Origin of the sequence: Rhodococcus artemisiae (genome assembly GCF_036327795.1) — a bacterium.
GTDB classification, from domain to species: domain Bacteria; phylum Actinomycetota; class Actinomycetes; order Mycobacteriales; family Mycobacteriaceae; genus Rhodococcus; species Rhodococcus artemisiae.
Genome location: NZ_JAUTXY010000016.1, coordinates 84,793 through 108,037, shown reverse-complemented (window position 1 = coordinate 108,037; position 23,245 = coordinate 84,793). Strand labels below are relative to the sequence as shown.

25 protein-coding genes are annotated in these 23,245 nt (G+C 66.8%); 8 read left to right on the top strand and 17 right to left on the bottom strand.

Annotation, left to right across the window (positions count from 1 at the left end; genetic code table 11):
* Positions 1-6: 6 nt before the first annotated feature.
* Complete coding sequence (locus Q7514_RS26880; protein WP_330136324.1) at positions 7-492, bottom strand: general stress protein; 486 nt, start codon at positions 490-492, stop codon at positions 7-9.
* Between the two features lie 89 nt (positions 493-581).
* Entirely contained in the window at positions 582-1,538 is a 957-nt protein-coding gene (locus tag Q7514_RS26875) for an HpcH/HpaI aldolase/citrate lyase family protein (RefSeq protein WP_330136323.1), read from the bottom strand.
* A gap of 57 nt (positions 1,539-1,595) precedes the next feature.
* On the opposite strand from Q7514_RS26875, the gene Q7514_RS26870 reads away from it, so the two are divergent.
* From Q7514_RS26870 to Q7514_RS26850, 5 genes are all read left to right on the top strand, one after another.
* Entirely contained in the window at positions 1,596-2,870 is a 1,275-nt protein-coding gene (locus Q7514_RS26870) for a magnesium transporter MgtE N-terminal domain-containing protein (protein WP_330136322.1), read from the top strand.
* Positions 2,863-3,384 carry a DUF1003 domain-containing protein gene (locus Q7514_RS26865; protein WP_330136321.1) on the top strand — a complete coding sequence of 174 codons (522 nt, stop codon included), beginning with the start codon at positions 2,863-2,865 and terminating at the stop codon, positions 3,382-3,384. Before Q7514_RS26870 ends, Q7514_RS26865 begins: the two co-directional genes overlap by 8 nt.
* Before the next feature lie 103 nt (positions 3,385-3,487).
* Positions 3,488-4,411 carry a lysozyme family protein gene (locus tag Q7514_RS26860; RefSeq protein ID WP_330136320.1) on the top strand — a complete coding sequence of 308 codons (924 nt, stop codon included), beginning with the start codon at positions 3,488-3,490 and terminating at the stop codon, positions 4,409-4,411.
* Between the two features lie 296 nt (positions 4,412-4,707).
* Positions 4,708-5,589 carry a lytic murein transglycosylase gene (locus tag Q7514_RS26855; RefSeq protein WP_330136319.1) on the top strand — a complete coding sequence of 294 codons (882 nt, stop codon included), beginning with the start codon at positions 4,708-4,710 and terminating at the stop codon, positions 5,587-5,589.
* Positions 5,590-5,614: 25 nt separating this feature from the next.
* Positions 5,615-6,748, top strand: a complete 1,134-nt coding sequence (locus Q7514_RS26850; RefSeq protein WP_330136318.1) for an Mrp/NBP35 family ATP-binding protein — start codon at positions 5,615-5,617, stop codon at positions 6,746-6,748.
* Positions 6,749-6,848: 100 nt separating this feature from the next.
* On the opposite strand, the gene tatB is transcribed toward Q7514_RS26850, so the two are convergent.
* The 4 genes from tatB to sigE form a co-directional block, all read right to left on the bottom strand.
* Positions 6,849-7,268, bottom strand: coding sequence for a Sec-independent protein translocase protein TatB (gene tatB / locus Q7514_RS26845; protein ID WP_330136317.1), 420 nt, complete (start codon positions 7,266-7,268; stop codon positions 6,849-6,851).
* A gap of 68 nt (positions 7,269-7,336) precedes the next feature.
* Positions 7,337-8,833 carry a S1C family serine protease gene (locus tag Q7514_RS26840; RefSeq protein WP_330136395.1) on the bottom strand — a complete coding sequence of 499 codons (1,497 nt, stop codon included), beginning with the start codon at positions 8,831-8,833 and terminating at the stop codon, positions 7,337-7,339.
* Between the two features lie 192 nt (positions 8,834-9,025).
* Positions 9,026-9,400: an anti-sigma factor gene (locus tag Q7514_RS26835; RefSeq protein ID WP_330136316.1), complete on the bottom strand. Its 375-nt coding sequence runs from the start codon at positions 9,398-9,400 to the stop codon at positions 9,026-9,028.
* A gap of 16 nt (positions 9,401-9,416) precedes the next feature.
* On the bottom strand, positions 9,417-10,043 hold the full coding sequence (sigE, locus tag Q7514_RS26830) for an RNA polymerase sigma factor SigE (protein WP_330136315.1): 627 nt from the start codon (positions 10,041-10,043) through the stop codon (positions 9,417-9,419).
* 290 nt (positions 10,044-10,333) lie between these two features.
* Between sigE and Q7514_RS26825 the strand changes: the two genes are divergently transcribed.
* Complete coding sequence (locus Q7514_RS26825; RefSeq protein WP_330136314.1) at positions 10,334-10,969, top strand: O-methyltransferase; 636 nt, start codon at positions 10,334-10,336, stop codon at positions 10,967-10,969.
* Between the two features lie 63 nt (positions 10,970-11,032).
* Here Q7514_RS26825 and glgC read toward each other — a convergent pair whose 3' ends face one another.
* On the bottom strand, positions 11,033-12,247 hold the full coding sequence (gene glgC / locus Q7514_RS26820) for a glucose-1-phosphate adenylyltransferase (protein WP_132471581.1): 1,215 nt from the start codon (positions 12,245-12,247) through the stop codon (positions 11,033-11,035).
* Positions 12,248-12,398: 151 nt separating this feature from the next.
* On the opposite strand from glgC, the gene glgA reads away from it, so the two are divergent.
* A complete protein-coding gene (gene glgA, locus Q7514_RS26815; RefSeq protein WP_330136313.1) occupies positions 12,399-13,571 on the top strand; it encodes a glycogen synthase in 1,173 nt (390 codons plus the stop codon).
* Here glgA and Q7514_RS26810 read toward each other — a convergent pair.
* The 10 genes from Q7514_RS26810 to dapE all read right to left on the bottom strand — a co-directional run bounded on the left by Q7514_RS26810 (position 13,558) and on the right by dapE (position 22,164).
* A complete protein-coding gene (locus Q7514_RS26810; protein ID WP_330136312.1) occupies positions 13,558-14,433 on the bottom strand; it encodes a putative RNA methyltransferase in 876 nt (291 codons plus the stop codon). The two genes, glgA and Q7514_RS26810, sit on opposite strands and share 14 nt — an antisense overlap.
* A gap of 105 nt (positions 14,434-14,538) precedes the next feature.
* Positions 14,539-14,706: a DUF3117 domain-containing protein gene (locus tag Q7514_RS26805; RefSeq protein WP_011211259.1), complete on the bottom strand. Its 168-nt coding sequence runs from the start codon at positions 14,704-14,706 to the stop codon at positions 14,539-14,541.
* 151 nt (positions 14,707-14,857) lie between these two features.
* A complete protein-coding gene (locus Q7514_RS26800) occupies positions 14,858-15,430 on the bottom strand; it encodes a DNA-3-methyladenine glycosylase I (RefSeq protein WP_330136311.1) in 573 nt (190 codons plus the stop codon).
* Entirely contained in the window at positions 15,427-15,852 is a 426-nt protein-coding gene (locus tag Q7514_RS26795) for a DivIVA domain-containing protein (protein ID WP_330136310.1), read from the bottom strand. Before Q7514_RS26795 ends, Q7514_RS26800 begins: the two co-directional genes overlap by 4 nt.
* A 34-nt stretch (positions 15,853-15,886) precedes the next feature.
* Complete coding sequence (locus Q7514_RS26790; RefSeq protein WP_330136309.1) at positions 15,887-16,804, bottom strand: glucosyl-3-phosphoglycerate synthase; 918 nt, start codon at positions 16,802-16,804, stop codon at positions 15,887-15,889.
* Positions 16,801-17,799 carry a dihydropteroate synthase gene (gene folP, locus Q7514_RS26785; protein WP_330136308.1) on the bottom strand — a complete coding sequence of 333 codons (999 nt, stop codon included), beginning with the start codon at positions 17,797-17,799 and terminating at the stop codon, positions 16,801-16,803. Before folP ends, Q7514_RS26790 begins: the two co-directional genes overlap by 4 nt.
* A gap of 19 nt (positions 17,800-17,818) precedes the next feature.
* Entirely contained in the window at positions 17,819-19,594 is a 1,776-nt protein-coding gene (locus tag Q7514_RS26780) for a long-chain-acyl-CoA synthetase (RefSeq protein ID WP_330136394.1), read from the bottom strand.
* Positions 19,595-19,710: 116 nt separating this feature from the next.
* Positions 19,711-20,271: an LOG family protein gene (locus tag Q7514_RS26775; RefSeq protein ID WP_330136307.1), complete on the bottom strand. Its 561-nt coding sequence runs from the start codon at positions 20,269-20,271 to the stop codon at positions 19,711-19,713.
* Positions 20,265-21,077 carry an LOG family protein gene (locus Q7514_RS26770; RefSeq protein WP_330136306.1) on the bottom strand — a complete coding sequence of 271 codons (813 nt, stop codon included), beginning with the start codon at positions 21,075-21,077 and terminating at the stop codon, positions 20,265-20,267. Before Q7514_RS26770 ends, Q7514_RS26775 begins: the two co-directional genes overlap by 7 nt.
* 10 nt (positions 21,078-21,087) lie before the next feature.
* Complete coding sequence (gene dapE / locus Q7514_RS26765) at positions 21,088-22,164, bottom strand: succinyl-diaminopimelate desuccinylase (protein ID WP_330136305.1); 1,077 nt, start codon at positions 22,162-22,164, stop codon at positions 21,088-21,090.
* A gap of 98 nt (positions 22,165-22,262) precedes the next feature.
* Between dapE and dapD the strand changes: the two genes are divergently transcribed.
* Positions 22,263-23,216, top strand: coding sequence for a 2,3,4,5-tetrahydropyridine-2,6-dicarboxylate N-succinyltransferase (gene dapD / locus Q7514_RS26760; RefSeq protein WP_330136304.1), 954 nt, complete (start codon positions 22,263-22,265; stop codon positions 23,214-23,216).
* Positions 23,217-23,245 lie beyond the last annotated feature (29 nt).

Sequence of the window (23,245 nt, the reverse complement as noted above, 5' to 3'; positions counted from 1 at the left end):
GGGCGCCTACAAAGCCAGCTTTGCGAGCAGGTCGCGTGCCGTCTCGGCGCTGCGCGGCTGGCACAGCACGTCGTAGCGACCGGCAACCAGCTGCATCGTCGACGAGAAGTCACGCTGTCCGCGTGTGGCCGCGTAAGGGATCGTCGCCGAGATCAGCCCGAAGATGATGCCGCCGACGAGACCCACGATGAGCGGGCCCAGGAAGTCGGTGGAGAAGATCCCGAGCAGCAGACCGAAGAACAGGCCGAGCCACGCACCGGAGACGATGCCGCCGCCGATCACCTTGGCCCACGTCAGCCGACCCGTGACGCGCTCGACCTGCATCAGGTCGACACCGACGATCGTGACGTCCTCGACCGAGAAGTTCTGATCGGAGAGGTGGTCGACAGCGCGCTGCGCTTCTGCATATGTCGTGTACGAACCGACAGGCCATCCGCTCGGCGGTTCCGGGAGTCCCGGCGCCGGACGTCCTGCACCCATGGGATTCGTCATTGTGGCTCCTTCTCGTTTCCGTCCGCGTCCATTCTGCCGGGATTCCGCTCTCGTCGCCGGTGGCGGACGGCGTCGGCTCGGGGCGATGGCTACTCCGGCGGTTCGAACGACGTGGTCCGGACCATTCCCGCGGCACGGCCCTTCGCAGAGATCACGAGGGCCATCTTGCGGCTCGCTTCGTCGATCATCTCGTCACCGAGCATCGCGGCACCCCGCGCTCCACCCGCTGCGGAGGTGTGCCATTCGTAGGCGTCGAGGATCATCTCCGCCTTGTCGTAATCCTCCTGCCGCGGACTGAACACCTCGTTGGCGGCATCGATCTGGCTGGGATGCAGCACCCACTTGCCGTCGAATCCCAGTGCCGCCGAGCGCTGCGCCGACCGGCGGAACGCCTCGACGTCACGGATCTGTAGGTAGGGCCCGTCGATGGCCTGGAGGCCGTGTGCGCGCGCGGCCATGAGGATCGTCATGAGGATGTGGTGGTAGGCATCGCCGCGGTCGTACCCCTCGGGCTGCTCCCCCACCACCAGCGTGCGCATGTTGATACTGGCCATGAAATCCGCGGGGCCGAAGACGAGAGTCTGCACGCGCGGGCTGGCGGTCGCAATCTCGTTGATGTTCGTCAGCCCCAGGGCATCCTCGATCTGCGGTTCGATCCCGATCCGTCCGACCTCGAGTCCGTGTGCCTTCTCCACCTGGGTGAGCAGCAGATCGAGCGCCTTCACGTGGCTCGCGTCGGGCACCTTGGGCAGCAGGATCGCATCGAGGTGCGCACCCGCGCCGCCGACGACGGCAGCCACATCCAGATAGGTGGCGTCGGTGGTCCAGTCGTTGACCCGCACCACCTTCAGCTGGTCGCCCCAACCGTCCTCGTTCAGCGCCTCGACGATGGTCGTACGTGCCTGCTCCTTGGCGAGCGGCGACACGGCGTCCTCGAGATCCAGGAAGAGCGCATCGGCCGGGAGGCCCTTCGCCTTGTCGATCATCTTGCGGCTACTCCCCGGAACCGCGAGAACCGACCGTCGGGGCCTGAATGAGAACGACATGGGTGACCGAACCTCCGTGTTCCGTGATCGACGTGCCAACGCTCTAGCCTGGCAATCATGGCAGCAGTGAGCAAGGTATTCGCAGCGAGGCTGGCCGGCCTCGTCGTGCTCGGCCCCGACGGCGAATCGATCGGTCGTGTCCGCGACGTCGTGCTCACCATACGAATAGGCCGCCAGCCACCGCGTGTACTCGGTTTGGTCGTGGAGCTTCCGACGAGGAAGAGGATTTTCGTTCCGATGCTGAGGGTGACGGCGATCGAGCCGGGCTCGGTCACTCTCGTCACGGGCAACGTCAGTCTGCGCAGGTTCACCCAGCGCCCCTCCGAGGTGCTTGCGCTGGCGCAGGTATTGGACTCCCGCGTGCTGATCGACGATCCGGAGCTCTCCGACCTTCTCGGGGTGGACGTCACCGTCGTCGATCTCGGGATCGACCTCACCCGCAGCCGGGATTGGCTGGTCGCGCGTGTCGCGGTGCGACGACATCGCGGACGGCTCGCGCGTCGCGCCCCCGTGCACGTCGTGGAGTGGCAGCACGTACACGGACTGACACAACAGGCGTTGTCACTGCCGGGGCAGGGCGTGTCGCAGCTGCTGATGCAGTTCGAGGACATGCGTCCCGCCGACGTCGCCAACGTGCTGCGGGATCTCCCGGTCAAGCGCCGCAACGAGGTGGCCGCTGCGCTCGACGACGAACGACTCGCCGACATCGTGCAGGAGCTGCCCTCGGACGACCAGACCGATCTGCTCAAGCACCTCGAGGTCGACCGTGCCGTCGATGTCCTCGAGGCCATGGACCCGGACGACGTCGCCGACCTGCTCGGTGAACTGCCCGAGACCGACGCCGAGTGGTTCCTCCAACGCATGGACCCGGAGGATTCCGAGCCGGTTCGGCGCCTGCTCGAGCACTCCCCCGACACCGCGGGTGGCCTGATGACCCCGGAGCCGGTGGTGCTCACTCCCGCGACCACGGTCGCGGAGGCTCTCGCCCGAGCGCGCAATCCGGATCTCACCCCGGCACTGGCATCGATGGTCTTCGTGGTCCGGCCGCCGACCGCGACACCGACCGGCCGATATCTGGGGTGCGTTCATCTGCAACGATTGCTTCGCGAGCCGCCGGCAAGCCTCGTGGGCGGCATCATCGACAACGATCTGCCGCGGCTCGACCCCGAGGACTCCCTGGCTTCGGTCACCCGATACTTCGCGACGTACAACCTGGTGTGCGCTCCGGTCGTGGACGACGAGCAGCACCTGCTCGGCGCGGTGAGTGTCGACGACGTGCTCGACCATCTGTTGCCCGAGGACTGGCGTGAAGAGGAGGAAGAGGATGAGTGACCGCAACCTCCTGGGTATACAGCGCCTCGAGACTCCCCGAACCTCCCGCTTCCGGGTCAATTTCGATGTCGAAGCCGTCGGCCGGGTCAGCGAGCGGATCGCCCGCTTCCTCGGTACCGGCCGTTACCTTGCGATCCAGACGATCGTGGTGATCGTCTGGATCGCGCTCAACATCACCGCGATAGGCCTGCAGTGGGATCCGTATCCGTTCATCCTGCTCAATCTGGCGTTCTCGACGCAGGCAGCCTACGCGGCACCGCTGATCCTGCTCGCCCAGAACCGTCAGGAGAACCGCGACCGGGTGTCGCTCGAGGAAGACCGGACACGCGCCGAACAGACGAAGGCCGACACCGAGTTCCTCGCACGTGAGCTTGCAGCGTTGCGACTCGCCGTCGGTGAGGTCGCGACACGCGACTATCTGCGACGAGAACTCGAAGACCTGAAGGCATTGATCACCGAAGCCGACAGCGGCGACGACACGGGCAACGGCCAGGCGAGACCACCGCGACGCTGAAGACGCCCGATACCGCAACGACCGGTTGCACATAACCCGGCACTGTTCTGTAATGTGCGTCACAACGGTGGTGACGTCGGTTCGGTCAAAGGTGGGTGTTCGGGTGCGCTGGCAGACGACTCTGGTTGTTCCGTTGCTCGCGGCAGCAGGATTTGCCGCGACAGCGTCGGCGCCCGCACCGAGCGGGGCCTCCGCCGATCCCGCACCTGTACCGACCGCCGCCGTACGGGAAGTGGGCATCCTGCCCGCCGAGCCGGCAGCCCCGCAGGCGATGCGCAGTCCGTCCGCAGCCACTGGGAATCCGGCCGATCCGCTCTCCCAGGCGCCGCCGGCGATGCCCGGTGACGGATTCGCAATTCTCGGCGACGGCCCGCTCGCAATCCCGGAGCTCGTGTTCTATGCGTACCGCGCGGCAGAGATGCAGCTCGCGATCAATTCGCCGGAATGCGGACTGCCGTGGCACCTGCTGGCCGCGATCGGACGTCTCGAATCGAATCACGCCGACAATGGGCAGACGGACGTCCTCGGCACCCTCGCTGCACCGAGGACGACACCCGACGGCCGCGTCGGCCCGATGCAGCTTCCGGTCGGCGCGTGGGAGCGATTCCCCTCGGACGGGAACGTGGACGGCGTGACGGACCCGCAGAACGTGTTCGATGCGACCCTCGCAGCGGGCGCGTGGGCATGCGCGGACGGCGCGTCCGCGCGAGACGAGGCAGGCGAGGCCCGGGTGGCCGCCATGTTCGACTCCTCCCCCGAGTACCTGGCGAATGTGCGCACGTGGTCTGCGGCGTACAAGAAGGGCGCCGAGGTCGCCCCCGCGGTCCCGGCTGTGCCACCGACCGCCGTCCCCACTCCTGCCGCTGTCCCGATTCCCACCGCTGACGCGGCCGCGCCGGCCACACAGGACACGACCGACGAGCCGGCCTCCGCGGATACCGCCCCGGCCTCGCCGGAGTTGCCCATGATGACGATTCCGGAACTACCGGATATTCCGTGCCTCGTCCCCACCCTCTGCGGACAGTGACGTCCCGCCCCGCACACCCCCGCCCGTGCGCAGAGTCGGACATCTCCACCAACATCACTGTTACTAAAGTCACACCGCCGTAACGGCGCTTCTCCCGCGTTCGCGACGAGTCGATCCCCCTGTAGCGCCCCGACCGTGGGTTTTCGATACCCGTCATCACCGGCGATGACGCCGCGCGCGGATATCCGTAAACCTTCGTTACATCACGGTTGAGTAACGGAAGCGCATCGAATCCTGTAGTGTCGGCCCGGCCATATAACGGAGGCATCTCGAATGGGTGCCCGAGGGAGGTAGTAGTGGGCCGGCACGCGAAGCCATTGGATTCGAAGATCCGACGCAATTCCGTCATCGCCATGACGGGATTGGTGCCGGTGGGCCTGGTTGCCGCAGCTGCCACCACAGCGGGCGCATCGCCGCGCACCCTGCTCGGAATCCATCAGCAGGAAGCCGAGCCCGCAGCGGCCGCGACGCCGATCGACGACATCACCGCAGCCGTGAACTCCGTCGACATCCCCCAGGCCATCGCTGTCGCCCAGAACGTCATGATCGCGCCGGAGCCCGCAGCCACGCCCACACCGAAGGCCGCGCCCGAACCGGAACCCGCGCCCAAGGTTCTGCACGAAGGCCCCCTCGGAATCCCCGGCATCAACTTCGATGCCTACATCAACGCCGAACGAATCCTCAACGAGGAGAACCCCGGCTGCGGCATGTACTGGACACTGCTGGCCGGAATCGGCCGCGTCGAGTCCGGTCATGCCAACGGCGGCCAGGCCGACGAGAACGGCAACCTGAACGAGCCCGTGATCGGCCTGCCGCTCAACGGCAGCCTCCCCGGGCAGGCCGTGATCCACGACACCGACGGCGGCGCCCTCGATGGCGACACCGTCTACGACCGGGCCGTCGGTCCGATGCAGTTCATCCCCAGCACGTGGACCCAGTACGCGGGCGACGGCAACGGCGACGGCAAGTCCGACCCGCAGAACCTGTACGACTCGACGCTGACCACCGCGCGGTACCTGTGCGACGGCGGTCTCGACATGCGCAACCTCGCGCACTCGACCAAGGCCATCCACCGTTACAACAATTCGATGGCGTACGTCGCGAACGTGCTCGCCTGGTCCGCCGCCTACTCCACCGGCATCGCGCCCAGCGCAGCCGACCTGCCGCGCATCCACTGACCCACCGCCACCTACCATGGTCACCATGGCAGTCCTTGAGTCCGAAATCCGAAGCGCGCTCGCACGGGTCCAGGATCCGGAGATCCGCAAGCCCATCACGGACCTCGGAATGGTCAAGAGCGTCGACATCCGCGACGACAGCAGTGTCGACATCGAGGTGTATCTCACGACGGCCGGGTGCCCGATGCGCACCGAGATCACCGATCGCGTCACCAAGGCCGTAGCCGACATCGCAGGCGTGGGTGAGATCCGGGTGACGCTCGACGTGATGAACGACGAGCAGCGGACCGCCCTGCGCAAGTCCCTTCGCGGCGATTCCGCCGAACCCGTCATCCCGTTCGCGCAGCCCGGTTCACTCACCCGCGTCTACGCGGTGGCCTCCGGCAAGGGCGGCGTCGGCAAATCGTCCGTGACCGTCAACCTCGCTGCTGCGCTTGCCGATCGCGGGCTGTCAGTGGGTGTGCTCGACGCCGACATCTACGGACACTCGATTCCCCGCATGCTGGGCACGTCCGCCAAGCCCACGCAGGTGGAGCGGATGATCATGCCGCCTGTCGCGCATGAAGTGAAGATGATCTCCATCGCCCAGTTCACCGAGGGGAACACTCCGGTGGTGTGGCGCGGCCCCATGCTCCACCGGGCATTGCAGCAGTTCCTCGCCGATGTGTTCTGGGGCGATCTCGACGTGCTGCTGCTCGACCTCCCGCCCGGCACGGGCGACGTCGCGATCTCGGTCGCGCAGTTGATCCCCAACGCCGAGATCCTCGTGGTGACCACCCCGCAACAGGCAGCCGCGGAGGTCGCCGAGCGTGCCGGGTCGATCGCGTTGCAGACCCGCCAGCGCATCGCCGGCGTCGTCGAGAACATGTCGTGGCTCGAACTACCCGACGGCACCAGGATGGACGTCTTCGGAACCGGTGGCGGCCAGGCTGTCGCCGAACGGCTCTCACGCGCCGTAGGAGCCACCGTGCCGCTGCTCGGACAGATTCCCCTCGACCCGGCCGTCCGTGAGTCCGGCGACGCGGGTACCCCGATCGTCCTCAGTGCACCCGATTCAGCACCGGGCATCGCGATGCGGGAGATCGCCGACAAGCTCGCAGTCCGTCGCCGCGGTCTGGCCGGCATGTCGCTGGGGATCGACACCACCCGGCATCTGTGAACCGTCTCCGAAGTCTCACGGCCCTTCTCCAGGGGCCGTGAGCCCCACCCGGAGCCTGCGTTCGAAGAGGGGCACAGCCCCACTCCACGGAGTGAGGACTCTACGTCGCGTCGGGATCGATCGGCGGGATCTCGCCCGGAGCGAGGGGCTTCGACATGTTCGGCCGCGGAGGAGTCGAGCCGCCCGGTGACGAACCCGAGCCGTTGACCGACGGTGTCGACGGCGAATCGAAATTGCCCGTGAGGATCGAATCGTCGCCGTCGAGAAGATGCTTGGTGATGACGGCCTTCGGCGTCATGCCGCGCAATTGATTGAGATCGGACAACGGCTTCTGCAGATCCTCGAATTCGGGTCCGAGTTCGTCCTTGAGCTGCTGCCGGGCGCCCGACGCGTACTCACGCACCTGACGCAGCGACTTGGTCACCCACGACACCGCACCCGGAAGTCGCTCCGGACCGAGGACCACGAGGGCCGCGATGAGGAGGACCATGAACTCGCCCCAACCGATGTTGCCGAACACCGCACCAGACTACGTGGTCCGCACAGAATTGCAGTACCCGCAGCGGATGTCACATTCCCCGATCCAGATCAATCAGAGACGGGGGTGACCTCCATGTCGACCAGACGCCCCTCCCGTACCAACTGCACGGTGACCGGCTGATCCATCTCCTGCAGATGAACCGCGACGACGAGTTCGTCGGCGCTCGTTACCTCCCGGTCGCCGACCTTGACGATCACGTCGCCCTCGACGATCCCGGCCTGCTGCGCCGGGCTGCCCTGCTGCACATTTGCCACCTCGGCACCGCTGGCGACGTCGTTGACGACAGTCCGTGCATTCACACCGATCTCGGGGTGGTGCATCACGCCATCACCGATGAGCGCCTGCGCAACCTCGGTAACGGTGTCGATCGGGATCGCGAATCCCAGGCCGACGGATCCGCCGGTCTCCGACTTGATCGCCGAGTTGATGCCGATCACCCGGCCCTCCGAGTCGATGAGCGGTCCACCCGAATTACCCGGGTTGATGGCCGCGTCGGTCTGCACGGCATCGATGACCGCGTCGGTGTCGGTGCCCTGGCCGTTCAACCGCATGGGCCGGTGCAGTGCACTGACGATGCCGCGGGTGACGGTCTTGTTCAGTCCGAGCGGCGACCCCATCGCGACGACGTCCTCACCGACCTGGACGTCCTCCGACCGGCCGAGTTCGGCGACGACGAGATTGTCGACATCCTCGACCTTCAGAACCGCAAGGTCGGTCTTGATGTCGCGCCCGACGATCGACGCAGGCACCTTCGTACCGTCGTTGAACGACACCTGCACGTTCGCTTCGGGATTGTTGGCGGCCATCGACACCACATGGTTGTTGGTGACGATGTAGCCCTCACCGTCGATCACGACACCCGACCCGGTTCCGGCGTCCTGGCCGAGCGTGACCTGGATCGATACGACCGCGGGAAGCACGGCGTCGGCAACCTGCGCGACAGTGCCGGTCGGGACGTCCTCGCCTGCCGCGACCTGCGTCAGCGACACACCTCGACTGGTCAGCGATCCGTCTTCTGACAGCACAAGCGCGACGACGAGCCCACCGACCATTCCGATGACGACGGCAACGGCGGCGAGGGTGGCGAGTGCCCGCGGTTCGACGCGACGGTCGAAGAGCACTTCTCGGAGGGCCAGTTTGTGGGCCGGCGGCAGTGCCTCGTCGACGGTGTCCGCAACGGGCGGGCCGAGTCGCACGGCCGAGTCCGGGTCGCGCCACGGATCGGGGTCGGTGGTCTCGGCGGGTTCTTCATCGGTGTCACCGGGTGGGCGCTGGAGCGTATCGACGGCCTCGTGGGGGCGTCCGTACGCCTCGGCGAAGATCGGGTCGGCCGGAGGTGCGTGCTGGATCCGCTGATCGGGTGCCCGGTCTCGTGAAGGCGCACCGAAGGAACCGACGGCCCCGGCCGGACGGCCGAAGACCTGCGCGGCGTTCGGATCGACGGAGGGCCGATACACGGGTCGTGGTTCGAGGCGCGGCGCGTCGGCGGGTCGTTCGATCGCCCCGGACGATCCGTCGGGCCGGCCCGAAGTCGCGTCGGGCATACCGTCTGCGGACGCAGTCCCGTTGTCGTAGGCCCCATTGTCGTCGGCCCCGGTGTCACCTCGCCCGTTACGTTGCACACCCGTCCGTTGCACAGAATCGCCGCTCACGCGTGTCCGTCTCCCCCGTGTAGGTCCGTCACGCAGCCCAGTATCACCGATCGCACTGTGTCTGCTGCTACCGCCCGCTCGCTGTCACCGACGACGGCGGATCGACCACCGACGTGAAGCGCTCCACGGATCCTGGGCGGCCGCGCCGAACAGACCGGCCGTACCGGGCGAACCGCCGGGATCGGGGTTGGGCTTGTCGCAGAGATGGCTGGGAATGTTGCTCAGTGCACCGAGCAACGACGACGGCATCTGCGGCGCCTGACGGGCTGCCGACCGCAGTGCGCGGCGGGCCTGTTCCTGCGATTCGACCTCGGCCGCACATTCGGCACAGATGGACAGGTGCTGGGCGGCGCGGAGATACGCCGACATCCGGAGCTCCCCGTCGACGAATGCGGCAACGGCTTCGCTGGCCAGGTGCTCCGTGGAACCGAACCTGCGAGGTGGTTGCACCATCGTCATCAAATCCTCCTGGCGGCTACCCCGCATCGACGCGACCGACTTCGACCTTCCCATGCTCGCGCAGGTGCTCGCGCAGCGCCTGGCGGCCCCGGTGGATGCGGCTACGCACCGTACCGAGCTTGACCCCCAGTGTGGCACCGATCTCCTCGTAGGAGAGTCCCTCGATGTCACAGAGCACTACTGCGGCACGGTACTCCGGTGCCAGCGAGTCCAGTGCGGACTGCAGGTCGGCACCGAGGTGGGCGTCGTGATAGATCTCCTCGGGGTTCGGCCCGTGGGCCGGTACCCGATCGTAGTCCTCCGGCAGAGCTTCCATCCGGATGCGATTCCGGCGGCGCACCATGTCGAGGAAGAGATTCGTGGTGATTCGATGCAACCAACCCTCGAAAGTGCCCGGCTGGTAGTCCTGCAGTGAACGGAACACCCGGATGAACGTGTCCTGGGTGAGATCTTCGGCATCCTGCGCGTTGCCGGAAAGACGGTAGGCAAGGCGGTACACACGGTCGCCGTGCTGACGTACCAACTCGTCCCATGACGGCATGGCGGCACGATCGCCTGTAGCATCGAACACCGCTGTGCCACTCAGGTCGGCGTCGGTGGGCGTCAACATGTCGGGGGTGGGGACAGTGTCGGATCTTTGCATGTGGATCGGTGGATCCTCCTCTTCGGGACCGCTGATCGAAAACGACATTCTCCGGTGTGCAACGCTCTGGCGCGGGATTCTATTTCCCCGCCGCCTTCCCGTTGCGTCACTTCCGACCGATGCCTGACGATCGTCGAACCTGCGGTCTGTTGCGTATCCGACCATCACTTTTCACCACAGCGATGTGGACGCCGTATGAGTACCCTGAAAGTCACCTGAGAAACCATGAACGCGGGATTCTGGGGCGCGCCTGCCTGCACTGATGCGGTCGCGAGGATAGCCTCATCAGGGTGCAGACCAATGCCGACCGGATTCTGGCCCACGCGGAGAACGTCGTTGTCGAGGACGACGCTCTCGTCAACGCACGCGAACGCGCCCTCGACCTCGGTGCCGAACCCGTTTCTCCGTCCGTGGGCGCAGCGTTGTCCCTGTTCGCGCGCATGCTCGATGCGCGCACTGTCGTCGAGATCGGAACCGGCGCCGGCGTGAGCGGCCTGTGGTTGCTCCACGGAGTGCGCGAGGACGGTGTACTCACCACCATCGACAGCGAACCCGAGCACCACCGCGCCGCGAAGATCGCGTTCCGGGACAGCGGGGTGGTCGCCTCCCGCACCAGGCTGATCAACGGCCGCGCACTCGATGTACTGCCGCGCCTCGCCGATTCCGGATACGACCTCGTCTTCGTCGACGCCACCCCCGCCGACCACCCCCACTTCGTCCGAGAGGGAGTCCGACTGCTCAGACCCGGCGGTGTCATCGTGCTGCACAACGCCCTGCTCGACGGACGCGTCGCCGACCCGGCCGCCAGGGACTCGACCGTGCTCGCTGTTCGTGAGGCCGCGCGCGCAATCTCTCAGGACGACCGGCTGGCACCGGTGGTACTGCCGCTCGGCGACGGACTGCTGTGCGCTGTGCGCATGAGCTGAACGCTGTGCGCATGATCCGAACGCTGTGCGTCCGAGGTAAGTGCCGTGCGCGCCTGAGGTGAGCTAGATCCACACACCCTTGCCGATGGCGACGACTCCGCCGTTGCTCACCGCGAAACGCTGACGGTCGCGCTCGAGGTCGACTCCGATGATCTCGCCGTCTCCGACGACGACGTTCTTGTCGAGAATCGCGTGACGCACGACTGCGCCCTTGCCGATCCGGACCCCGGGCATCACCACACTGCCTTCCACGGTGGCGCCGTCCTCGACCATGACATTGGAACTGAGCACCGAATTGCGGACGGTAGCGGCCGACAGAATGCTTCCGGCCCCGACAATCGACTCCTGCGCGAGACCGCCCTGCACGAACTTCGCCGGCGGAAGGTTCTCAGCGGCCCCGCGGATGGGCCAGCGCTTGTTGTAGAGGTTGAAGATGGGATGGACGGACACGAGATCCATGTGTGCGTCGTAGAACGCGTCGAGCGTTCCGACATCGCGCCAGTAGGCGCGATCGCGTTCGGTGGCGCCCGGCACCACGTTGTCGTTGAAGTCGTAGACGTGCGCGGCGCCCTGCGACACGAGCGCGGGGATGATGTCGCCGCCCATGTCGTGGTCGGAGTCCGAGTTCTCCGAATCGGCCCGCAATGCCTCGACCAGCACCTTGGTGGTGAAAACGTAGTTGCCCATGGAGGCGAAGGTGACGTTGGGGTCGTCGGGCGTGCCGGGCGGGTGTGCCGGCTTCTCGAGGAACTGCGTGATGCGGCCTGTCTCGTCGCTGTCGATGCATCCGAATGCGAACGCCTCGCTGCGCGGGACCCGGATCCCCGCGACGGTGACGCCGGCGCCGGATTCGATGTGCTGACGCACCATCTGCTCGGGGTCCATCCGGTAGACGTGGTCCGCGCCGAACACCACGATGTATTCGGGGTCCTCGTCGTACACGAGATTCAGCGATTGCAGGATCGCGTCGGCGCTGCCGGTGTACCAGCGCGGCCCGAGGCGCTGCTGTGCGGGCACCGGGGTGATGTACTCGCCGGTGAAGCCGGACAATCGCCAGGTCTGGGAGATGTGCCGATCGAGTGAATGCGACTTGTACTGAGTCAGCACACAGATCCGTAGATAACCCGCGTTGACGAGGTTGCTCAGCACGAAGTCGATCAGCCGGTACGCACCTCCGAACGGCACCGCGGGCTTCGCGCGGTCCGCGGTCAACGGATACAGCCGCTTACCCTCGCCGCCGGCGAGCACGATTCCAAGCACATGTGGCTGGCTCCTCACACGCTCAACCTATCCGCACTGCCCACGATGCCGCCAGCCAAGTAGGAACAAGTAGCAATCGGTCCCGCATCCTCGGCTGCCGCAGGTGGCTCGTTGCCCCGGCGTTCGGGATCGAGTGGCCGGAAGTTCGGCGGCCCGATAGTTTGATGCAGTGCGGGTGGCAATGATGACACGGGAATATCCGCCCGAGGTATACGGCGGCGCAGGCGTTCACGTAACCGAGCTCGTGTCGCAGCTACGGCGACTGTGCGAGGTCGACGTGCACTGTATGGGGGCACCCCGCGAGACCGCGATCGTGTACTCCCCCGACCCGGCTCTCGCCGGAGCCAACGCCGCGTTGACCACCCTGTCGGCGGAACTGCGCATGGCCCACGGAGCGGCCGGAGCGGACATCGTCCACTCACACACCTGGTACTCGGGCCTGGCCGGCCACCTCGCCGCCGAACTGTACGACGTCCCGCATATCCTCACCGCTCACTCGCTCGAGCCTCGGCGCCCGTGGAAAGCCGAACAGCTCGGTGGCGGTTACCGGATTTCGTCGTGGTCCGAGCGAAACGCCGTGCAGTACGCGGACGCCGTCATCGCTGTCAGCGACGGCATGCGGCTCGATGTCCTCGATGCGTACCCGTTCGTCGACCCCGCGCGTGTCCATGTGGTGCGCAACGGGATCGACACTTCGGCATGGCACCCGGGCCCCGTCACGCCGGGCGCCGAATCGGTGCTTCCGGCCATCGGTGTCGACCCCGCGGCTCCGATCGCCGTGTTCGTCGGACGTATCACCCGGCAGAAAGGCCTCGGCCATCTGATCGCGGCCGCGCACCGCATCGCACCCGAGATCCAGCTCGTGTTGTGTGCGGGCGCCCCCGATACCCCCGAACTCGCAGCGGACACCGAACGGGCCGTCGCCGAGGCGCAGAGTTCACGGGGCAACGTCATCTGGGTGCAGGAGATGCTCCCACGCGAATCGGTCCGCGAACTGCTCGCTGCCGCGCAGGTGTTCGTGTGCCCCTCGGTCTACGAGCCGCTCGGCATCGTCAACCTCGAAGCGATGGCCTGCGAGACCGCCGTGGTGGCGTCGGATGTGGGCGGAATTCCCGAGGTCGTGCAGGACGGCGTCACCGGCACACTCGTGCACTACAACTCGTACGAACCCGCGGTCTACGAACACGCACTCGCGGATGCTGTCAACGACCTCGCCTCCGATCCCGTACGTGCGGCCGAATTCGGGCGGGCGGGACGCGCACGGGCGATCAACGAGTTCTCGTGGGCGCAGATCGCGCGCGACACCCTCGCTGTCTACCAGGACGCGATCAGTCGCCGCTGAAGGCACCGTTCTGGCGGTGCCTGTCACCGGGCCGTCGGACCCAGGTCGACACCGTCACCGACGCGGTCACCTCGAATCCGTCGGGCAGCACCTCCACCATCTCGGCGCGTTGCTGCGCGGTGAGGTGGAAGGCGGACGGACCCATACCCACGAGAGCGTCGAGTGCCTGGCGGGTCAACTCCATCGCGAACCGAATCTCGGTCCGGTCGTGTCGCTCGAACAGGCCGGACAACGCGGCCGACAAGCGTTCGGTCTTGTGTTCGTCGACGCTGACCATCCCGGGCAGCGACACCAGTTCACGCAGGTGCTCCGGGGTCGGAGTGGCCACCACGAGCGCCCCGCCCGGCTCGAGGATCCGGTGCACCTCGGATGCATTGCGCGGGGCGAACACCGACAGCACGTGACCGAGCGTCCCGGACCGCACCGGGATCTGTGCCCACGCGTCTGCCAGGACGGCGCCGGCCCGGGGATGGCTCCGGGCGATACGACGCACCGCCGGCTTCGACACATCGAGTCCGATGCCTCGCGCACCGGGCATCCCGTCGAGCACCGACGCGAGGTACTGGCCGGTTCCCGCGCCAACCTCGAGCACGCCCGAATCCGACGGGACGGACGCGCACGCCGCCGCCACCGCGTCGCGAATCGGGTCGTAGTGGCCGGCGCCGAGGAAGGCAGCGCGGTCGGCGATCATCTCCGCGGTATCGCCGGTGAACCGGGTCGCCGCGCCGGTCAAGAGCGAGACGTATCCCTGCCGCGCGATGTCGAAGCTGTGGCCTCGTTCGCACAACACCGCTGTGTCATCGAGGTCCAGCGCGGACTCACACTGCGGGCACGCGAGGAGGTCGATCACCGAGTCGAGCATGGTTTCCCTTCATCCACGACGTACGCGGCAGCTTCCGCCGGTACGAAACCGGGCCCCGCGCACATACAACAGCGCGAGGCCCGGAAACGTCGAAAGAGGCGCTGATCAGCTGGTGACACTCTTGAGTTCGTCGCCGAGGGCCGCAGCCTCGTCCGGCGTGAGCTCGACGACCAAACGTCCGCCGCCCTCGAGTGGAACCCTCATGACGATTCCTCGTCCCTCTTTGGTTGCTTCGAGGGGACCGTCCCCGGTCCGGGGCTTCATGGCCGCCATCCTCTGCTCCCTCCAAATCTGCACCCGACCTCCGGGCGCGTGGGTTACCGTGTGGTTGCCTCGTCGCGGTCGACGATGCGCGCTCCACCATTGTTCCCTATCGCGGTCCTCGCTGGACAGCGGACTCCCGCGCGCGCCCACACGATGTAGGTCAAGCGTCCGTTCGAACCCAGCACTGCGCGATGTGGTCGTCGACCATCCCGGTGGCCTGCATGAGGGCATACGCCGTGGTGGGGCCCACAAAACGGAAACCCCTGCGCTTGAGCTCACGCGCCATCGCCGTCGATTCCGGGGTCACCGCCGGAATCCGATCGACGGAGTCGAGTCGGTGGGCGCGCCGCGCCGGCGCGAACGACCACAGCAAGGTATCGAGGTCGGAATCGTCGAGGTCGAGCACCGCTCGCGCGTTCGACACCACAGCCTCGATCTTGCGCCGGTTGCGGACGATGCTCGCATCGGCCATCAGCTCAGCGATCTTCTCGTCGTCGTAGCGAGCCACGACATCGACGTCGAAACTGTCGAACGCCGCACGGAACCCCTCGCGCTTACGCAGGATCGTCAACCACGACAGACCCGACTGGAACGCTTCCAGGGCGAGCCGCTCGAACAGCTCGTCGCGACCGTGCAGCTCGCGTCCCCACTCCGTGTCGTGGTAGTCGCGGTAGAGCGTCTCGCCTGGGCGATCGATCGCCCAGGGGCACCGCACCCGTACGACCTCGGTCATGAGGTGGCCTCTTCATCTGCTTCGTCTCGGTCTTCGTCTGCGTCCCGCTCCTCCGACACGTCCTTCGCCTCGGTCCCCCCGGGTTCCTCGACGACCGGATCCTCGGACACCGGCGCGTCGTCGCCGAGGGTCTCGGCCGGCCCTTCGTATTCTTCGATCCGGGCCCGGAGTTCGTCGATCTCGCGGGCGAGCCGATCGAGCGCCCAGTCGACCTCGCCCATCTTGTATCCGCGCAGCGTCTGCTGGAAGCGCAGATCTCGCACGTCCGTCCCCGTCACGTCGGACGCAGGCAGGACCGTCGCGGTGGTGCCGGGCGGGATGGGCGCGAGCGCCTCACCCCGCCCGAACACCACGCTCGCGACGAAGTACAGCGCGGCGCCGACGACGACGATGACGAGCACGTACAGCAGGACCGTCAGCATTCCTCGATCTTGACACGCCGCGCCGACATCCGAGTCAGCCGGTGATCGTCACCATCGGTGGACGGTCCTCGAGACTCACGTGGGTCTCGACGGGACTGAACGCGTCGCCGTCGACGACGAACTGGGTCAGCGGTGAACCCGAGTCCGCGATTCCGCAGCGACCCAGCATGGTTCCGACGATCTGCCGGCTCATCGCACCGAGCTCGGACAGGGGGCGGTTCCGATGTTTGCGCACCCCCAGGTTGACCTGTGCGATCGCATCGAGACCGAGCCGGTCGTACGTATCGAGCAGAAGTCCGATCTCCACGCCGTAGCCCGGCGCGAACGGAACCGACTGCAGCAGCTCCCTGGTACCCGCGTATTCACCTCCGAGAGGTTGGAGCACACATGTAAGTTCCGGCCGCAGTGCCGCGAGCAGCGGCCGCGCGACCAGTTCGGTGACCCGGCCACCGCCGGAGGCCTCCTCTGCGCCGCTGACCCGCAGGGGTCGACGGTAGAAACCTTTGACGAGGTGGATCCCGTCGCCGAGCAGCAGTGGGCCGAGGAGCTTGGGCACGAACGCCGGGTCCGGGTTGATGAGATCGGAATCGACGAACGCGATCAGATCTCCGGATGTCGCCGCGATCGACCGCCACAGGACCTCGCCCTTGCCTGGCACCGGTGGCAGACCTGGCACCGCTTCCTCGCGTGAGATCGTGCGTGCACCGGCGGCACGGGCACGGCCCACGGTGTCGTCCGTGGAACCCGAATCGAGCACCACCAGTTCATCGACGAGACCACCCAGGAGCGGATGGATCGTATCGACGACCTTCCCGACGGTTTCCTCCTCGTCGAGGGCGGGCAACACCACCGTGACCGTGCGCCCTGCCTTCGCACGCTCGAGTTCGCCGACCGTCCACCCGGGACGGTCCCAACTGTTCGCTTCGCTCCACGTGCGTGTGGGGGCGCTCATGCCAGCCCCCTGACCGTGCGTGCGGGCCGGCGGGTCCCGATGATCGCCGCCGTCATGTCGACCACGCGCCGGGTCGCTGCGACCTCGTGCACCCGGAACACCCTCGCGCCTGCTGCCGCGGACAATGCTGTCGCTGCCAATGTGCCCTCCAACCGCTCGGCGAGTTCGACACCCAGAGTCTCGCCTACGAAGTCCTTGTTACTGAGGGCCATGAGCACAGGCCACCCGCTTTTTACGAGAACGTCCACGTGCCGCAACAATTCGAGCCCGTGATGGGTGTTTTTCCCGAAGTCGTGCGTCGGATCTATGAGGATCGAATCGGCCGCGACACCTCGTCGCGCGGCGTCCTCGGCGGCTCCGACGACCACGGCAGCGACCTCCTCGACGATGTCGGTGTACCGCACCCGGTGGGGGCGCGTCCGAGGGATCGCGCCACCGGTGTGGGAGCACACGATGCCCGCACCGAGCTCGGCTGCGACATCGACGAGCTCGGGGTCTGCACCCGCCCACGTGTCGTTGATCAGGTCAGCGCCTTCGGCAACCGAGCGGCGGGCCACTGCGCTGCGCCACGTGTCGACGCTGATGATCACATCCGGGTACCGCTCACGGATCGCTGCGACGAAGGGCACCACCCGCCTGATCTCCTCGGCGGTGTCGACGAGATCCCCGGGGCCCGCCTTGACGCCGCCGATGTCCACGAGATCGGCACCCTCCGCAACGGCCCGGTCGACGGCGGCGAGCGCAGCGTCGTCGGTGAACGTCGCACCTCGGTCGTAGAAGGAGTCCGGGGTGCGGTTGACGATCGCCATCACGAGGGCGCGGTCGGTCGCGACCGGTCGACCGCACAGCGTCGGAGACGGTCGTCGGTCGAGCGTCGGAGACGGTCGTCGGTCGAGCGTCGGAGACGGTCGGTCCAGCGTCGGAGACGCGGGCCCGGATGGGCGCGCGTCGGGCTGCGCGGGCAACTCGGGAACCTCTGCGGCGGAACCGGTCATGGCTCCCATCCTGACATGATCAGCGCCGGGGGATTTCACCCCGCGCTACTGCATCGACGTATCCGTCGTAGTGGCGGCGGTATCCCTCCGAGCGATTCTCGAGGACGAACAGTCCGTCGGAGCCGGTGTCGGTGTAGCCCTGCTTACGCAGATCCACCTTGCGACTCTTGAAGGTCGTCGTGTGCTCGAGCTCGTCGACGATCCGCACGAACAGCGGAACGGCGTAGTCCGGGAGCGCGCGGTGCAATGCTGCGGAGAGCTCCTCACCGTCGAATGTCGTGTCCGGTTTCAGCGTCACCGCAGCCATGCCCGCACGACCTTCGACGCCGGGCACCTCGACCCCGTAGACGACCGCTTCGGCGATCGAGTCGTGCGACGACACTGCCCCTTCGACCTGGGTTGTCGCGACGTTCTCGCCCTTCCATCGGAAGGTGTCGCCGAGACGATCGACGAACGCCACGTGCATGAAGCCCTGTTTGCGGACGAGGTCGCCGGTGTCGAACCAGATGTCTCCGTCGTCGAACCCGTTGCGGACGAGCTTGGCCTCGGTCGCGTCGGGATCGGTGTAGCCGTCGAAGGGGGCACGGGATGTGACCTTCGCGAGGAGCAGACCTACCTCACCTCGCCGGACGCTCTTCAGATTCCCATCCGCACCGCGTCGTGCCTTGCCCGTATCGGGGTCGTAGTCCACCACCGCGTGCGGCAGGGGGCAGATTCCCGCGGTGCGGGTCTGGTTGAGGGCGTTGATGAACGCGATGTTGCATTCGCTCGCACCGTAGAACTCCGCAACACGGTCGATTCCGAAGCGTTCGGTGAACTCGGTCCAGATCTCGGGTCGCAGTCCATTGCCCACCATCAGCCGGATGCCGTTGTCGCGGTCGTCGGGACGCTCGGGCTGGTTGAGCAGGTAGCGGCAGATCTCACCGATGTAGATGAACGCGGTGGCACCGTTGCGACGGGCATCCGACCAGAATCCCGACGCAGAGAACTTGCGGCCCAACGCCAGGGTCGCGCCCGAGCCGAGCACCGACGAAAGCGCAACCGTCAATGCGTTGTTGTGATAGAGCGGCAGGCAGCAGTACAGGGTGTCGTCACGACGCAGGCGCACACCCAGCCCGCCGAGCCCGGACATCGATTTCAGCCAGCGGAAGTGCGACATCTTGCTGGCCTTGGGCAGACCCGTCGTGCCGGACGTGAAGATGTAGTACGCGGTCTCGGATGCCTGCAGGCGTTCGGTGACCGCCGGGTTCGCGGAATCGGCCTCGGCGGCGAGTGAGTCCAGTTCGTCGACGCGCAACACCGCCTCTGCCTGCGGCGGCCCGTCGAGGGACTCGATCGCCTCTTCGCACTCTTCGCCGAACACGAGGACTCGGCTGTCGAGCAGTCCGAGGCTGTGGGCGAGCACGTCCCCACGCTGGTGATTGTTGAGCATGCCGGCCGCGGCGCCGAGCTTGACCGCTGCGAGTGTGATGAGGAGCGCCTCGGGTCGGTTCGCCATGAGGATGCCGACTACGTCACCGACCTGCACTCCCCGCGCAGTCAGCACGGCCGCGTACCGGTTGACCTGTGCATTCGCGTCGCCGTAGCTCAGCGTGTCGCCGTCGAAGCGCAGGAACGGCTGATCGGGCCGACGGTCGGCGAGCTTCTGGAACACCGACCCGATCGTTTCGCGGGCCTTCGGGGTGCGGGTCATCCCGAGCGCTCCGCGCAGCAGGCTCGGCGCATCGGGCAACATGGTCGGTAGTTGGGCAAGCAGACCGATCGGGGATACGGTCGAATCACGCTCGGTGGACACGGGGTTGGTCAACTTCGTTCCTCACGGCGGTCGGCAGGGCAGCGGGTTCGGACGAAGTCACGGTTCCCCCGAACTTACCGAAGAGTAGATAATCGATCCTCCCAGCGAAACCCCCTCTACACTCGCGCGGCCGCGCCACACCGATCGAGCGCATCCTCGATTTCACCGGTGACCTGCAAAGCATCGAGCGCACGCCGAGCCACGAACCCGGTGTCGACCATCGACTCGAGCCACGTGAGCAAACCGGTGTAGTGCCCAACCGGGTCGAGCAGCACCATAGGCTTGTCGTGCATCCCCAAGTATCCCGCGGTCCAGGTCTCGAACAGCTCCTCGAGTGTGCCGATTCCGCCGGGCAGGGTGATGAACGCGTCGGCTCGGGTCTCCATGATCTCCTTGCGCTGCCGCATGGTGTCGGTGACGACGAGCTCGTCCGCATCGACGTCGGCGACCTCGCGGTGCACAAGTGCCTTCGGGATGACCCCGACGGTGTGCGCACCTGCGGCGCGGACGGCCTCGGCGATCGCACCCATCATCGACACGTTGCCTCCGCCGGAAACCAACCGCCATCCGCGTCGTCCCAGCGCCGTGCCGACCGCGCTCGCGAACTCGAGGTACGACTTGTCCACCGGACCGGACGCACAGTAGACGCACACCGCCAGGCCGGACTCACTCACCACGAGGCCTCCTCACCGTAGAGCTCGTGCTCGTCCTCACCTCGGTGCGCGGCGACGATGATCTGTACCGCTTCCTCGATGCTGTCGGTCACCGAGATCAGGTCGAAGTCCTCGGCCGAGATCTTGCCCTCGCGCAGCATCGTCGCGCGGATCCAGTCGAGCAGCCCCGACCAGTACTCGGTGCCGAACAACACGATCGGGAACTGGGTGATCTTGTGGGTCTGCACCAGCGTGACGGCTTCGAACAACTCGTCGAGCGTTCCGAACCCGCCCGGCAGACAGACGAACGCTTGCGAATACTTCACGAACATCGTCTTGCGCGCGAAGAAGTACCGGAAGTTCAGACCCAGATCCACCCAGTCGTTGAGAGATTGCTCGAAGGGCAGTTCGATGCCCAGGCCGATCGAGAATCCGCCCGACTCGCTCGCCCCGCGGTTGGCGGCCTCCATCGCTCCGGGCCCGCCACCGGTGATCACGGCGTAACCCGCATCGACGAGTGCGGCACCGAGGCGACGACCGATCGCGTAGTCCGCGTGGTCCGTGGGTGTACGCGCCGACCCGAACACCGCGACGGCGCGCGGGACCTCGGCGAGCGCACCGAACCCCTCGACGAATTCGCTCTGGATCCGCAGGACCCGCCACGGGTCGGTGTGCACCCAGTCGGCGGGGCCGCGTCGGTCGAGGAGGCGCTGATCCATCATGGTGGACTCGAACGCACGGTCGCCGCGCAACTGCACGGGTCCCCGATGCACGATCTCGTCGCGATCGCGTCGACTGTCGGAGTTCGTGGGGGGTTCGTCGCCTGGCATGTCGGTCACGTTATCGGGTGAGGTACCCGCGGAGCACTGCGGTCACCTCGGTGATGTGACGCACGTCCACGTTCTCGTCCCGCTTGTGCGCGAGGTTCGGGTCGCCCGGACCGTAGTTGACGGCGGGGATCCCCAGGGACGCGAACCGCGACACGTCGGTCCATCCGTATTTCGCGCGGAACCGACCGTCGGCCGCCGCCACCAGAGCTGCCGCGGCAGGGTTCGACAGGCCGGGCAGAGCGCCCGGCGACATGTCGGTCAGTTCCATCTCGATGTCGAGGCCCGCGAAGACCTCCTTCACATGCGCGAGAGCCGCATCGGGGCTGCGATCCGGTGCGAACCGGAAATTGACATCGACCTCCGCCGCATCGGGCACGACATTGCCGGCCACTCCCCCGCCGAGCCGCACGGCGGACAGTCCTTCGCGGTACACACAGCCGTCGATGTCGACCGACCGCGCTTCGTACCGAGACAGTCGGTCGAGCACGGGCGCGAGTTTGTGGATCGCATTGTCGCCGAGCCAGGACCTTGCCGAATGTGCTCGCACGCCGCCCGTGGTGATCCTCACCCGCAGCGTCCCCTGACAGCCCGCTTCGATCAGCCCACCTGTGGGCTCGCCGAGGATCGCGACGTCAGCGTCGAGCCACTCGCGCAGATCGGTCTCGATTCGGCCGAGTCCGTTGAAGGAGGCTGCGATCTCCTCACAGTCGTAGAACACGAGCGTCAGATCGTGGACGGGTTCGGCGACGGTCGCCGCGAGATGCAGGAACACCGCGTCGCCCGACTTCATGTCGGAGGTCCCGCACCCGTACATCAGGTCGCCCTCGCGCCGCGACGGCACATTGTCGGCGATCGGCACCGTGTCGAGGTGACCGGCCAGCATCACCCGGCTGCCGAGACCGCGGTCGGTGCGAGCCAGGACGGCGTTACCACTGCGAATCACCTCGAACCCGGACGTCTGTTCGCGCAGCGCCCTTTCGACCGCGTCGGCAATGACCGATTCGTCCTGCGACACGCTGGGAATATCCACCAGCGCTGCGGTGAGGTCGATCGGGTCGGCGTGCAGGTCGAGATGCGGTGCGGCCATAGCCGCACAATACGGAATCCTCGTTTTTCACAGGTTCGGCATCGGTTTTTCACAGGGCCTACACAGGAGTGCGGGTGCCTCGCGTACGCTTCTCGACCGTGAGTGCACACGGAGCATCAGCAGTAGGCATCGCGAACATCGCGACGGACGGCACCGTCCTCGACACCTGGTTCCCGGCCCCCACGCTGGGCGAACACACCGATACCGGGACGACGCGGCTCGAAGGCAAGGACATCCCGTCCGACCTCGCGCTGCTCGCGGGGACCGACGAGGCGCGCGACGTCAACCAGGTCGCGGTCCGCACCACCATCGCCGACCTGTCGCAGGCACCCGTCGACGCACACGACGCCTACCTGCGTCTGCACCTGCTCTCCCATCGTCTCGTCCAGCCGCACGGCATCAACCTCGACGGCCTCTTCGGACTTCTCGCGAACGTCGTGTGGACCAACTACGGTCCCTGCGCGGTCGAAGGCTTCGAACTCGTCCGTTCACGCCTGCGCATCCGCGGCCCCGTCACCGTCTACGGAGTCGACAAGTTCCCACGCATGGTCGATTACGTCGTGCCGTCCGGTGTCCGCATCGCCGACGCCGACCGCGTCCGCCTCGGTGCGCACCTTGCGTCCGGCACCACCGTGATGCACGAGGGCTTCGTCAACTTCAACGCCGGTACTCTCGGCAACTCGATGGTCGAAGGCCGGATCTCCGCGGGCGTCGTCGTCGACGACGGCTCCGACGTGGGCGGCGGCGCCTCGATCATGGGCACCCTGTCGGGTGGCGGCAAGGAAGTCATCTCCATCGGCAAGCGCTGCCTCCTGGGCGCGAACGCCGGTGTGGGCATCTCGCTCGGCGACGACTGCATCGTCGAGGCCGGCCTGTATGTCACCGCCGGAACCAAGGTCACCGGCCCCGACGGCACCGTCGTCAAGGCCAAGGAACTCAACGGCAAGTCCAATCTCATGCTGCGCCGCAACTCGGTCAGTGGTGCTGTCGAAGTGGTCCCGAACAAGGGCACCGGCGTAGAGCTGAACGCAGCCCTCCACGCCAACGACTGAGTAGGGTCCCTTGAGCACAGCCGAGTCGC

What these genes read in the sequence shown, in the direction of transcription:
- Q7514_RS26880 (WP_330136324.1), bottom strand. Translation starts at nt 492, where the DNA reads ATGACGAATCCCATGGGTGCAGGACGTCCGGCGCCGGGACTCCCGGAA.
- Q7514_RS26875 (WP_330136323.1), bottom strand. Translation starts at nt 1,538, where the DNA reads ATGTCGTTCTCATTCAGGCCCCGACGGTCGGTTCTCGCGGTTCCGGGG.
- Q7514_RS26870 (WP_330136322.1), top strand. Translation starts at nt 1,596, where the DNA reads ATGGCAGCAGTGAGCAAGGTATTCGCAGCGAGGCTGGCCGGCCTCGTC.
- Q7514_RS26865 (WP_330136321.1), top strand. Translation starts at nt 2,863, where the DNA reads ATGAGTGACCGCAACCTCCTGGGTATACAGCGCCTCGAGACTCCCCGA.
- Q7514_RS26850 (WP_330136318.1), top strand. Translation starts at nt 5,615, where the DNA reads ATGGCAGTCCTTGAGTCCGAAATCCGAAGCGCGCTCGCACGGGTCCAG.
- Q7514_RS26840 (WP_330136395.1), bottom strand. Translation starts at nt 8,833, where the DNA reads ATGCCCGACGCGACTTCGGGCCGGCCCGACGGATCGTCCGGGGCGATC.
- Q7514_RS26835 (WP_330136316.1), bottom strand. Translation starts at nt 9,400, where the DNA reads ATGACGATGGTGCAACCACCTCGCAGGTTCGGTTCCACGGAGCACCTG.
- sigE (WP_330136315.1), bottom strand. Translation starts at nt 10,043, where the DNA reads ATGCAAAGATCCGACACTGTCCCCACCCCCGACATGTTGACGCCCACC.
- Q7514_RS26810 (WP_330136312.1), bottom strand. Translation starts at nt 14,433, where the DNA reads ATGCTCGACTCGGTGATCGACCTCCTCGCGTGCCCGCAGTGTGAGTCC.
- Q7514_RS26805 (WP_011211259.1), bottom strand. Translation starts at nt 14,706, where the DNA reads ATGGCGGCCATGAAGCCCCGGACCGGGGACGGTCCCCTCGAAGCAACC.
- Q7514_RS26800 (WP_330136311.1), bottom strand. Translation starts at nt 15,430, where the DNA reads ATGACCGAGGTCGTACGGGTGCGGTGCCCCTGGGCGATCGATCGCCCA.
- Q7514_RS26795 (WP_330136310.1), bottom strand. Translation starts at nt 15,852, where the DNA reads ATGCTGACGGTCCTGCTGTACGTGCTCGTCATCGTCGTCGTCGGCGCC.
- Q7514_RS26790 (WP_330136309.1), bottom strand. Translation starts at nt 16,804, where the DNA reads ATGAGCGCCCCCACACGCACGTGGAGCGAAGCGAACAGTTGGGACCGT.
- folP (WP_330136308.1), bottom strand. Translation starts at nt 17,799, where the DNA reads ATGACCGGTTCCGCCGCAGAGGTTCCCGAGTTGCCCGCGCAGCCCGAC.
- Q7514_RS26770 (WP_330136306.1), bottom strand. Translation starts at nt 21,077, where the DNA reads ATGCCAGGCGACGAACCCCCCACGAACTCCGACAGTCGACGCGATCGC.
- dapE (WP_330136305.1), bottom strand. Translation starts at nt 22,164, where the DNA reads ATGGCCGCACCGCATCTCGACCTGCACGCCGACCCGATCGACCTCACC.